Consider the following 13513-nt stretch of genomic DNA (forward strand, 5'->3'; position numbering starts at 1 on the left):
ATTCACTAAGATAGTGATAAGATTGTAGTCAACCATACCATTATGTATTCATCATTATTTAAAAACATTAACTTTGTTAAAATCTGGCTGGCTCAGCTGACATCTCAGCTAGCTGCCAATTTGCTTAACTTTGCACTGATTATTAGGGTTTACGAGCTGTCGGCTAATACTAATTTTGCAAATATTTCAGTTAGCCTGCTGATTTTGGCTTTTGGGGTGCCATCTATAATTTTTGCTGTTTTGGCTGGGGCCTATGTAGATCACCTAGACCGAAAGAAAGTAATGGTGGTTACCAACATAGCTAGGGCTATCTTGGTTCTATTCTTCCTGATGTTTGAGTCAAATTTGATATTCGTATATCTAACGGTCTTTGCCATTTCTACCTTCTCACAGTTCTTCACCCCTGCTGAAGCAGCCGCACTACCCAGGCTAGTAAAGAAGTCGGATTTGGTATCCGCAAATTCTCTATTTTTGTTTACGCTTTATAGTTCTTTTATACTCGGCTATAGCTTAGCAGGCCCAATTATTTCAGCCTGGGGAGCAAACTCGGTGTATTGGGTCACATCAATAGCCTTTGTGTTTTCGGGTCTTCTAAGTCTAGGCCTTCCGAAGCTAAAAGCTAAGCAAAAAGGCCTCAACTTTAGCTCAATAAACCACGAGGTCTTTATTACCATCAGGCAGACAGCTGACAAGATTTTGCGAACACCTGGTTTGTTGTTCCCAATTGGCAACCTTACGATAGGCCAAATGATGATTGGGATTATAGCTGTGGTTGCCCCCGGCTTGGCCATAATACTTTTCGATCAAAGCCTAGCCAGTGTTAGCTATAAATTAATTGTCCCAGCGGCCGTTGGTATGGTGGTAGGGGCAGTATTGGTGGGGCAGGTGCTGGGTAAGGTCCATAAAGCCAAGCTAATAAATTTTGGTATAGTTCTGGCAGTCATATCACTTGCTGGGATAGGTTTGATCGGTCGATTCAAGGGGATACCTTTTTATACTGGGATTGTGGTGACTCTATCACTCGGCTTGGGGTTTGCGAATGCCCTGGTAGGAGTTTCGGCTCAGACTCTATTGCAAGTCCATTCTACAGATGAGGAGCGAGGTAAGATATTTGGCACACTCAATATGATGATGAATCTGGCGGCCTCATTACCAGTGCTGTTAGCAGGGATCACCGCAGATCTAGTTAGCCCTGCTTCAGTTATGATATTCGCAGCAGGGTTTATAGCTTTATTTGGAGTATATCAGTTCTCAGCCCTTAAGAAGCACGAGCTGGTAGACAGGTAGTAGCACTAGTACTTTACTAGTAAATATGTTATAATTATTTTACTTGGGGCTGACAAGCTTCGACGTTGAATCTTGAAATATGATTGCGAGTCGGGTTGAGAATACACGTTAGCTGTTCTCGAAACTACAAATGCAAAATCGTTTGTATCGCGTTTGGTGAATGCAGTTTCTGCACCATCTCTCGCTCCAGCTTATGCTTAATTGTCATTAGCCATCGAACCCTCAATGCCTGGTAGGGGGATTTCGATGCCATTTACCGGGCTGCAGTAGTATTCCTTACTGGTACTACCTAAGACTAAACAGTAGGATAAGCGCCAGGTTTATTGTGCTAATCTTGATGCCCTGGAACTTTAAAAACAATATTCAGATTAGCTACACTCGTAGATATCATATTATAAAAGTTTGGCGGACGAGGGTGCGATTCCCTCCAGCTCCACCAAAAGGGACTTTCGAATAATTCGGAGGTCTTTTTTGATATGCATTAATCAACAAGGATTATGATGTATCAACAGCCTTATTGGCACATCTTCGGTGCTAGGGGCTTTATAGTTACCTTTTGTAATTAAAAACACTTTAGGGGGCCAACACACTACTCTGAGTAAAGATTGCTTCTTAGGTTAAGGTGGACTTTCTTCATGCAAGCCAATTGGAGTCTATTTGGCTACAGGGTTAGCACTATTGGGGCTGCTTATTGGCTAAAGTGCTGACTGGGTAATTTGCATCATCTTTCAGATCTCCGCGGGGGATATACATTACAACCTTAGTCCCTTTGTTCAAGTTTGACGAAATATTAATAGAACCATTTATCTGATCAAGAATTATTCTGTCTAAATATAGCCCTAGCCCCAAACCTTCATAGTCGTAATGAAGAGCATCTGTTGCGCGTGCAAAAGGCATCATTAGCTGATCTATTTTGTCCTTGGCAATTCCAGCACCATTATCCGATACCGTAATCTTGATACCACCAGCTTTAGCTGTTGCTTGGATGGATACCTTACCATCAGTCTTGCTAAATTTAATCGCATTATTTAAGGCCGATCCGATAAGCAGGATTAGCGCCGATTTATCTATATTTGCCATTAATCCATCAGAGACCTGCTTGCTAATTGTGATGTTGCTAGATCTAATTGCATCGGCTTGCCTTGATAGGACATTAGCAATGATCTCCTCAACACCAGCGCTTTTTATGACATCATTGCTTTTAACATTAGTATATTGACTAAGAAGTATAAGCGACTTTTCGACATCTGATAGCATCACTAAGCCTCTTAAGAAAGGCTCGGCTTGCTTAGAATGGGTAAAATCGGAAGAAAGTGATTTCAGCTGCGCTATCTCTCCATCAAGAATATCTATCGTTTTGGTGATAAAATCAGACTTTATTTTCGCTAAATGCTGCTCGGCTTCTAACAGTTTAGCTCGATTAATGCGTGCGTATTTGTTGCGTACGAGGCTGCGCCAGGCCAGCAATATCAGTAGTATGCAAATGGCAAAAAGACCAATTTGTACCGCTAAACTACCTATCTCTACTTGGTAGATATTGGCCCTGCTAAATAGCAGGTACTGAGCAACAATAAGCAGCCCGGAAATTATTATCGGAACCCAAACAAGTGGGTTAAAGCTAGCAGACCTAACCTCGGCGCCGAGCCGAGCCGAGCTAATAGTGCTCATTAGCCTCTCATTTTCTTGGTTATTACTGGAGAGGAGCTGGTGTATGCTCCCAGAGACTTTATTAAGTAGGCTATCTATTGCCTCAGACTTAGCTAAACTTATAGCCTTTACCGATACGAGTAGTTCGGCACTAAGCTGCATTATTCCGAGTGGGGTATTTAGGTAGTGGCTTGTTAGGGCTACAAAGTTCTTGCTAGCAAATTGGATATTTTGAATCTTAAGTATTAGTTTATTATAGCGCTCTGTTGATCTATATTCTCTGTAGGCCTGGATGGCGTAAAGTATTGCTAAAAGAAGTAGTAGTAATATCAGCAAATAGGGGATAGCAATAACTAGGCCGCGGGGCACACCGCGCAATATCTTGAGAAGTCTATCTGTAGATTCTGGCTCTACCGGCAGAGCCGCGTCTGTCTCTGTCGTGATACCTGGTATTATCGCCAAGCCCCCGGTAGTGGTGGCTGGCCCCGGCCCTGGCCCTGGCCCCGGCCCTGGCCCTGGTCCTGGTCCCGGTCCTGGTCCTGGTCCCGGCCCTGGCCCCGGATCAGGCGGACAGTTACCTGTGGTAAGGGCCTGATCAGAGCCGAAGAAGGTACCGGTGGGGTTAATGCCATAGGCGCGGTAGTGGTAGATAGTGCATCCCGATAACCCAGAAATAGGCAGGGAATATGGGGAGGTCTGGAATGAGCTTAGTAGATTTAATTTTTGTACCCTGTTTATAAATGACTGAGACAGGTAAAGATCATTATTATCTGATATATGTAGAGTAATTGGCGATAATATTAGCTGCTCACTAAATATGAGTGGGTTATTACTTGTAGTGAATTTACTAATATAGTTACCACTACCATCAAATACTTGGATATCGTTGCGAAGCAAATCTAATACATACAGCCGCCCAGTATTATCAACGCTAATGCCTAATGGGACTATAAATTGCCCATTAGCAGTTCCAAAGCTGCCAAATTGGCTCAAAAGTACGCCGCTACTACTATATTTGTAAATGGCGGAGTCCACTATGGAAGAGGTATAGATGTTATTTGATGAATCAGAAGTGATACCGATGCCGAACTGGGCAGACCACTCGGTGATATAAACTCCCGTATTACTAAATTTTTGTATCCTTGGGGTGGCTGATCCGAGATCTAAGATATATATGTTGTCGAGGCTATCTATGGTGATATTTATTGGTTCCTCGAACTCACTAGGGTTGACCCCTTGTATGCCCCAGGTGGATATGAATACTCCGCTACTATTGAATTTTTGTATTCTGTAATTTCCGCTATCGACTACATAGACATTATCACTGGAATCAACCGCCACCCCAATTGGTATATCGAATTCTCCTGGCAAGGATCCATTTACACCCCATTGTGTCAGGTAGCCTCCGTTACTATTGAATTTTTGTATTCTATTATTACCGGCATCAGCCACATAGGTGTTACCTATAGAATCGGTGCCAATCTTGACGGGCCCATTGAACTGGCCGTCATTAGTACCTTGTTCGCCCCACTGGGTTAAGTTGCTAGGAGTAATATTTGAAGGCGCCGGGCTGGATAACACATTGCCATAGCTCGAGCTAGTGCCCCACTGGAAGCCTCTGGCCGTGATAGCATCCCCCGAATAGGATATAGTCCCATTTAAATCCGAGGAGCTGACTGTGGTGTTGCTGGCTGGGTCTGTCATTATGTTCATGTCACAACTACTTGTGGTGAAGGTTCTGTCTTGGCCGAAGCTGGTACCTGTGCCGGTAGAGGCTGAAGCGGCATAATGGTAAGTGGTGTTGCAGGGGAGATTCACAAGCTGCTGAGAATAAGGGCCCGCTGGGTAGTCCCCAAATGAGCTAAAGCTTTCTACACGGTCGTTGTTTCTATCAATTACAAAAATATCACCACCATTGGTGTTCTCGTCGTATCCTAATATTCCAGAAGGTGCATCTAGTTGCCCCAATCCAGACCCTATTGATCCGAACTGGCTGGTGTATCTGCCAAAATAATCGAATCTCTGGACCCGATTATTGCCCGTGTCTGCCACTGCTATACCGCCAGCGAATAGATTAAATGACGCCCCCGAAACAAATGCCAGCGAGCTAGGGGAGTTAAGTTGGCCGTCTCCAGAGCCTGGCGAGCCAAAATCAGACACATAAATTAGGCCTGATGAATTAAAGCCAATAATCTGGACTCGACTGTTGCCGCTATCCAAAACATAAATAAATGGCAGACCTAAATCTCCTTCCGAGATTAATACATCTCTGGGGGAATTAAATTGTCCATCACCAGAACCAAATACCCCATAACTTACAAGGTGTACGAAGGTGGAGCCATCAAAAAACTGTAAACGATTATTATTGGTATCAGCGACTATAATTTGAGTATCCAGGGCCTGTAGTCCGGATGGTGCATTGAACTGCCCATCGGCACTACCAAGGCTTCCAAATTGCGAAAGGTAGGTACCCGAAGAATTAAATATTTGGATCCTATTATTGCCAGTATCCGATACCATAATATTCCCACTTGTGGGCTGCACCGAGACATCTAACGGCGCATTGAACTGGCCATTGGCACTACCTAGGCTCCCAAATTGCGAAAGATAGTTACCGGAAGAATTAAATATTTGAATCCTATTGTTGGCTGTATCAGCTATATAGATATTCCCATTGGAATCTATGTTGGCACCTCCTGGGGAGGATAGCTGCCCGTCGCCGCTTCCAGATGAGCCGAACTGTGACTGGTAATTGCCAGTTTCAAAAGAATCTATAGCATAGTCACCATAGCTGGTCGTGAGGCCATATACAAAACCTCTAAACTTGGCTGGACTGGCCGAGGGGCTGATGGTGCCATTAAGTTGGGCCGAATTACCTCCTATGCTACTCGCTGGGTCAGTGCTAATAATTAAGCACTCATCAGTCGTAAAGCTTTGATCCCCACCGTAAAATGTCCCATCAAAATTGGTACCATAAACTCTAAAATGGTACTCCGTAGAACAGTTCAGTGGCCCAGGCAGGCTAAAGCTACTAGCCGTGATGGCGGATGATGTACTAAAAATTTGAACCCTGTCATTGCCCGAGTCTGCAATATATAGCATTCCGCTGTTGCCAACTACAATGCCGCCAGGGTCATTAAATTCACCATCGTTAGTCCCATTCGCGCCAAAGGTAGTATTGTAAATGCCATCGATTGAGAACTTTTGGACTCGATCGTTAGAGTCTGAGACATAAACAGAGTTTGGGAGTTCGAAGGCTATTTCTTTGGGAGAGTTAAGCTGGCTAGGGTTGTTGCCAAATACCCCCCATGTAGATACAAATAGCAGGGTTACGGGATCAAATACCTGAACTCTATTGTTGCCACTGTCAGCTATAAATAGGCTGCTCCCGCTCGAAGTAATGCCAAGGGGAGTATTGAATTGACCATTATTAAAACCGAGTGAGCCAAATTTACCCTGGAACGCCAGACTGCCAGAAGTATCAAAGGCCTGAACTCGATTATTGCCAGTGTCGGTTACAAAGACATTGCCAGATGAATTGTCATAGGCTATTGATCTTGGGCTGTCGAACTGGCCATCTGCTGATCCAAATATACCAACCTTTGCTACATAAGACCCTAAGGAATCGAACTCTTGGATTCGGTTATTACCACTATCTACCACATAGATATTTCCTGCAGAATCCAGGGCAACCCCAGTAGGTGAGTTAAGTAGTCCGTCGGCTGAGCCGAAGCTTCCGAAGCTGCTGAGATAGGCCCCAGCACTATTAAATACCTGGATCCTATTATTCCCGTTATCTGCCACATAGATGTTTCCAGCAGCATCTGTCGCCGAACCAGAAGGGTTGTCAAATTGTCCGGGGGCTGAGCCATTTATGCCAAACTTTGCTGAGAATATAATATCTGCAACTACATTAATAGTGGTGCCATAGCTGGTATCTGTACCAATCTCAAATCCTCGGTTGGTGATTGGGTTGGAGCTGGAGTTTATGGCACCGTTTAGTACGCCATAGCTGCTAGTTACGCCAGTCGGGGGCGTCGTTGTAAGCGACATACTCGGGCAGCTGCTGTCTAGCCCGCTATCTGCAATAGACCAGCTGTAGCTAGATACGATGCTGGCTCTAGCGGTAGCTGCGCAGTATTTGCTAAAGCCAGCATCTAGCGGTACGCTGAGCTGCAAGATTTGGGCACTCCAGGATGTAAGAATCGAGTCGTAATTAACGACACTTAGTAGATCACCCCCAAACATTCCACTCATATCTGTAACATTGGCCACATTCCAGCCGCCTAGAGGCTGATTAAAATTAACGGCTCCATTAAACATTCCATTCATATTTGTAACATTGGCTACATTCCAGCTGCCTAGGGGCTGATTAAAAATACTGGCATTAGTAAACATATCGCTCATATCCGTAATATTTGCCACATTCCAGCTTGCAAGTGGTTGGTTTAAGCTAGTAGCATCTCGGAACATGTTTGAGGTGGAGCTGACTGCAGATAGGTCGGGGGAGTCTGCAGCATTGATCTGGAGGTTACTGGCACCCTGAAACGCATTTGACATAGAGCCCCAAGCTATTGTTCCCCATTGGTCGACGGATAGTAGTTTTTGCGCATCGCCACCACCATTAAAAAATATTGCTGGGAAATTGCCTTTTATGCGAATAGTGTAGCTGCCCGGGGCCCCAAAAGTGTGAGATACATTGCCCACCTGGCCAAACTGGTCAAAAACCCCATCATTATCCCAATCAATATCATAGTTGTAGCCACCACCAACAGTCGGTATCTCAATTGTGTCTGGCCCTGAAGTTCCAGGGTTATCTGTTTTCCAGGATATGACAAAATGATCGCTAGGTGCAGCTTGAGCCAGCTTAGTATAAAACAAGCCATCTGCCAAAAGGGCTATAAAGACTAAAAACAGAGCAATTATTGCTAATGGTCTGGTGAGGCTATCTGAATGTTTTTTGATTTTGGTGAGCATTTTTATTTTTTACTAATTAGTTAATATATTATCATCAAGAGGCTATCAAGCACAAGTGTTTATAGGGGATATTAATAAAGAGTAGGTAAGTGGATACAAATAATATTAATCATTATTAAACTCAGACCAATATTAACGAAATATTTTTACATAAAAAAACAGGCTAGCATGGGCCCTGGGCGCTTGCTAACCTGTTCGGAAGTCTTTGTTTTTGTTTTTGAGTAATTTATGTGTGCAGCACTGATACTATAATAACGCTTGCGCTTGGGTGCTGTCAACAGCTTTTTTAGACTTTTTTTATTTTTATTGTAGAAAAAGTACTACTGCGCGTATTCGCCATTACGAGCTGCACTATTTTGCGCTAGCAATTGAGAGAATTTAGCCTGAGCCTTTTTAGTATTTTCAGACTTGCCTCTCCAGATCCTGATGACTGGGTCTTGGACCGCCCTAGAGTAGCTATAGGAGATAGGCCAAGGTTGCTCGCCAGAAAGTCCAATAGCGTTAAGGTTCTTGGTGGCTTGCTCGGGTTCTTGGCCTCCAGATAAGAATACTATCCCAGCAACGGCTTGCGGGACCACCGTGTTGAGAACTTTTAAGGTATAGGCAGCAACTTCTTCTGGACGGCTGACTTTACTTTCACTACCAGCCAGCACCATGCTAGTTTTGAGTATCAAACCAGATAGATCCACCCTAAAAGACTCTAGTTGCTCAAACAGTATCCTAAGGACTGTCTCGAGAGTTTTGGCAGAATCTGCTATGGAATGCTTACCTGCATACATCACTTCAGGCTCCACGATAGGCACCATCCCGGCCGCCTGAACAATTGATGCATATCTAGCCATTATCGTCATATTGGCCCTAATCGCGGGCAGGGTAGGGAGTTTGCTATCAATCGTAAACGCGCTACGCCACTTAGTGAATCTGGCACCCATGGCGTAATATTCTGCAAGCCGAGCAGCTAACCCATCTAGACCCTCGGTGATAGTTTCGGGTTCAAAATTATTCATCAAAACGAGTCCCGTGTCCACCTTTATACCTGGAATAACGCCGTTATCAGCAAGTAGCTGGGTTATCTTGACCCCATTATCCGTAGACTGCCTTATGGTCTCGTCGTAGAGTATTACACCAGAAATGTAGTGCCCAACATTGGGCGACATGCACAATAATTCGCGCCACTGGCGCCTAGACTCATCTGTGCAGTCAATCTTAACGCTATCGAAACGCTTACAGCAAGAACTAGTGCTTTCATCGGCTGCCAGAAGGCCCTTAGGGCTGGCCATTAGCTGTGAGGTTATAAGTTGTAACGATTGCTTCATAGTTAAAGCATAAGACTATTAGCCTTTTCATGCAATAGTAAAAGGCAAAAAACACTACATAAGTTCAATGCTTAAGCACCTTTAGTATGTACTATATCATCAGCTCAACAGATCGTAAAAAAATTATTGAACAAATATATTATTGCTTAGGGCCGTCTAGTTTTGCATCTCGGAGCATAGACTGACGCTTTTTAGTCTCGCGTTTGTCATAGAGCTTTTTGCCTCTAGCCATGGCAATTTCAAGCTTAATTCGGCCCCTAACTATACCAATTGCAGTGGGAACGACGCTTAGGTGCTGTGAGCGAGCATCTTCAATGATTTTTTCGATTTCCTTCTTATGGAGAAGCAGCTTACGATCAACCAAAGGATTATAGTTCTCGTCATTGCCAGCCTGCTTGTAAGGGCTTACATGGGCGTTCACCAGGTAAGCTTCACCTGATTTAAAGCTTATATAGCTGCCCTTTAGGTCGATATGGCCAGCCTTAATGCTTTTTACTTCAGCCCCCGACAACACTAAGCCAGCCTCAAATCTTTCTTTAAGTTCGTAGTCGTGGCGAGCCCGACGATTGGTTGCTAATACCTTCATAGCTAGATTATAGCTCAAAGAGCGGCCATAGGATATAATAGCTAGCATTATGAACAATCCACAAGATAAGTTTACTGAAGCGCTGATTGTAGCTATGGGGGCTAGCTATAAGTCCTATGGTAAGTCGGATGTAGAACTCAGCGTTAGCCGTTGTAGTCCAAAGTTTGGCGATTTTAGTACCAATGTAGCCTTCAGACTGGCAAAAGACGAAGGGATTAGCCCAGAAGTGGCTGCAGCACCTATCGTAGCCGCCCTCTCAAACTGTAAAGATATTGTTAGCGCCGAGTATCTGCCGCCGGGCTTTATAAATGCCACATTAAAGCAGGAAATATGGGTAGATTACCTTGCAAGTATAGGTAAAGACTTTGGCTTTTCCAAGAAGGGCCATGGTTCAAAAATTCAGCTGGAATTTATCTCCGCTAACCCTACAGGGCCTCTAGTACTTACAAATGCCTGGCAAGGTTACTACGGCGATATACTTTCTAATATATTCTCATCTCAGGGCTACTTGGTCTCAAGAGAATATTATCTAAATGACGGTGGTAACCAGATAGTTTCACTAGGCAGAGCAGTGCAACAGTCATTAGGCAAGAAGTTCTCCGAAGAGATCGCTAGTGAGCTATACCGAGGTGAGTATATCAGTATTATTGCTGATATTATTACAACAGAAATAGGTAGCCCTGATCTAGTAACGACTGCGGAGCCCAGCCAAATAGGCCTAAAAGCAGCCAAACTAATCCTAGAACAGTATATTAAGCCTGATTTGGCTCGATTAGGGGTTAAATTCGATTCTATCTATTCTGAGGGCAGGCCAGACATACAAAAAACACTTAACCGACTTGAAGACGCAGGCCTAAGCAAACACAAGGATGGAGCATTATGGCTTGATGGCTCCAAGGTTGGCCTTAAGCAGGATGAAGTACTGGTTAGGTCATACGACGACGGCCATAGCTATTTCCTAAAAGACATCGCCTACCAACTTGAAAGGCTAGAGGAAAGAGGGTTCAATGAGACCATAACAATAGTCGGCCCCGATCACCACGGCCAATCAATTAGGCTACTTAATACCCTTAAAGCTCTTGGCCATAGCGGTTTTAGTGAGCTATCGACCCAGACAATCAGACTTATTAGGGCCGGTAAAGAATTTAAGATGAGTAAAAGAAAAGGCAATTATGTTTTATTGGATGACTTTCTCGATACAGTTCCGACAGAGGCCGCTAGATTCTATTTTGCTATGCGAGACACTAATACTCACATGGATTTTGATATTGATCTCATAAGCCAACATAGCTCCAAAAACCCTGTGTATTATTCGCTTTACGCATACGCTAGAGCCTGCTCTATTGAAGAAAAAGCCCAAAAAGAGGGTGTTGAGGTTGCTACATCACTAAAAGGTTACTCGCTAACTGACTGCGAGAAGCATATAGCAGTTGAGCTTTCTAAGTTGCCAGAAATACTACTGGAAATAACTAGCTCCCACAAAGTCCATCAGCTTCTGCATCACACCGTAGAAATAGCCAAATCATTCCATGAGTACTATGAGCAGGATAGAGTACTGAGCTCTACTAAGGCTGCTCAAAAACTATTCATAATAGCTAGATTCAAACGAGCTTATGAATCTATATTCTCTATCCTTGGGGTAGACCTACTGGAAAAGATGTAGTAAAAAAAACTACTATTTTTCTATCTTATAAGTCAATATTTTGTTATCAGTATTTATAAATAATTGGGAGCTATTGGGGCCCATAGTAAACGAATTGATTGGTAGATTACCTGAAAGTGCGTAGGATCTGACAAAACTTGCCGAATCTGAGTCGGCTGATAGCAGTGCTATCTTGTCTCTTGATGAACCTAGTACTAAGAAATAGCCGGCCTCTTGATTGTAATAGATACTGTTAAGTTCCCCGAAGCCTTCCGGTAGATTGTTAATCTTAAAATCACGCTCCGAGCCTTGTTCAAAGAGCCTTATGCGGTCTCCTTGCGTGATAAAAATGTTGCCATTAACGATAAAAGAGCTGGCATTATTCAGGCTGCCAGATGGTAGATTCTTTAGCAAGCTTGTTTTGGCGGCCAGCTTAGTCCCAGATTTGGTGTATCTGATAACTTGGTTCTCTTCGGGGCTAAGTAGGTATAAGTTGCCAAGGTAGCTGGCGACATCAACTGAATTTGGCAGAGAGTCAGACTTAAGCTGCTGCAGGCCGTCAGCAAAAGCGTATTGCCATAGGCTAGATTTACCGAGCATTATAATGCCGACTCCACCCATGCTGTCCGCGGCAGAAGACCCAATAAGATCCCGTTCGCTGGCCCGTACAGCAGGGTCGCCTAAAAGCGGGTTTATTTCTACCACAGAGCCCACTGATGGGTCTATCCCAGTTAGAGCCGATGAAGCCCAAGTTATGGAGGATAGCTGCCGCTGGGGGATTGGGAAGCCGTTATCTGTGGGAATCCTGGTAATGCTATCTATTTTGTCGATCAAACTCTCTAACCTTAGAGCTACCAAGCTAAAGCTCGGCTGGTTTTTATCGACCGAGGCTCGAGAATCTATTTTCGACCTGTCGGTGTCGCTAATGGAATCAAGCAACTCCTTAGCCTTATTGGAAGTACTTTTTGCAGAACCTCGATTGTTCTTAGCTAATTCAGCCTCAGCTGACGAGATAACTACTATAGCGTCCTCAAGTACCTTGCCAGATGAGTCGGCTGTTTTGAGCATGGACGAAGCCCCCAGACCAAGAAGGCAGAGAGTTATTATAGTAATAGATACAACGATAAATGCTTGTTTCGGGTTTGGATTTATGTATTTAGTCCATATAGCTGTCCAGCCTTTTTTGACCTTACCCGAAATAGCAGGTACTACTTGATGTCTTGTCGAAGCTGCCGTTTTATTGATAGACTTCTTGGCATAGTTTCTGCCAGACTTGAGGCCATTAGCTAATCCAAAAAAGGCCGAACTAAGCTTGTCTTTTGAGATCGTTGCTACATTTGGCGGCGTAAGCTCTTCTTTTGGGTCTGTTCCGTTAACCCTGATTAGTATGAAGCTGTAGCAAATATCTTCAGCTAAATCTAACGCCTGCAGGATCGATTCCTTAGAGTTGTTGATTTTTTGCTGCGACGAAAAAGAAGCAAGCTGTTTTTTATCCAGGCTTTTAGATATTGCACTACTGGCCATCAGCAGGGTGTCGCCAGACCTTATTGAGCCCTCTCCAACCTGGCCGAACAGCCTCTCTGGTATTTTAAGCCCTAAGCTGGTCGCAACTGACTTTCTAAAGAGTAGCATGAGCATTTTACCGGCATTAGCGAATAGCACGCGGCCGTTATGAGTAGCGATAATGCCAATATTGTATTCCCCCTTAGACTCGGTAATTAGCTCGTTAAGAGCTCGTAGGCACATTCTAAAGCGCCTTTCGAAGCTGGTTTGAATACCGCTCTCGTAAAATGCCTTACCTAATCCCTGAACGATGCTTTCGAGGTTAACTCGCTTGTCATTGGGGTTGTATTCGAATGAAAGATAAAGACTCCCAAAGCTAGATGCCATTTCCTCGCTTGGCTCAAATCCAATCACAAAAGACTCTCCAATAGATCTGTTCATCTTCTTTGGTAGGTAATTGTACTGTATGTGCTGACTGGAGATTTCGGTGGGCTTAATGATGGCTCTCTTTTTATGATAATATTGTACCATTTTGCAGGGCTTAAGGTATGATAA

The 13513-nt window shown here is 44.0% G+C and carries 6 protein-coding genes and 1 other RNA gene; 3 read left to right on the forward strand and 4 right to left on the reverse strand.

Annotated features, from left to right (window positions below; genetic code table 11):
* Nucleotides 1-42 precede the first annotated feature (42 nt).
* Nucleotides 43-1287 (forward strand): MFS transporter, encoded by a 1245-nt coding sequence (locus tag NT111_00590; GenBank protein ID MCX6804509.1) that lies wholly within the window; start codon nucleotides 43-45, stop codon nucleotides 1285-1287.
* Between the two features lie 45 nt (nucleotides 1288-1332).
* Nucleotides 1333-1726, forward strand: a transfer-messenger RNA (tmRNA) gene (gene ssrA, locus NT111_00595).
* A 236-nt stretch (nucleotides 1727-1962) separates the two neighbouring features.
* On the opposite strand, the gene NT111_00600 is transcribed toward ssrA, so the two are convergent.
* The 3 genes from NT111_00600 to smpB form a co-directional block, all read right to left on the reverse strand.
* Entirely contained in the window at nucleotides 1963-7911 is a 5949-nt protein-coding gene (locus NT111_00600; protein ID MCX6804510.1) for a BspA family leucine-rich repeat surface protein, read from the reverse strand.
* A gap of 320 nt (nucleotides 7912-8231) precedes the next feature.
* Nucleotides 8232-9227, reverse strand: coding sequence for a fructose-bisphosphate aldolase class I (locus NT111_00605; protein ID MCX6804511.1), 996 nt, complete (start codon nucleotides 9225-9227; stop codon nucleotides 8232-8234).
* Nucleotides 9228-9366: 139 nt separating this feature from the next.
* Nucleotides 9367-9813 (reverse strand): SsrA-binding protein SmpB, encoded by a 447-nt coding sequence (gene smpB / locus NT111_00610; protein ID MCX6804512.1) that lies wholly within the window; start codon nucleotides 9811-9813, stop codon nucleotides 9367-9369.
* Between the two features lie 49 nt (nucleotides 9814-9862).
* Here smpB and argS point away from each other — a divergent pair, with 49 nt between their 5' ends.
* On the forward strand, nucleotides 9863-11476 hold the full coding sequence (gene argS / locus NT111_00615) for an arginine--tRNA ligase (GenBank protein ID MCX6804513.1): 1614 nt from the start codon (nucleotides 9863-9865) through the stop codon (nucleotides 11474-11476).
* 12 nt (nucleotides 11477-11488) lie between these two features.
* Here argS and NT111_00620 read toward each other — a convergent pair whose 3' ends face one another.
* Nucleotides 11489-13489, reverse strand: a complete 2001-nt coding sequence (locus NT111_00620) for a hypothetical protein (protein ID MCX6804514.1) — start codon at nucleotides 13487-13489, stop codon at nucleotides 11489-11491.
* Nucleotides 13490-13513 lie beyond the last annotated feature (24 nt).

It is taken from the genome of Patescibacteria group bacterium (assembly GCA_026397045.1).
Lineage (GTDB): Bacteria > Patescibacteriota > Saccharimonadia > CAILAD01 > BJGX01 > JAPLVO01.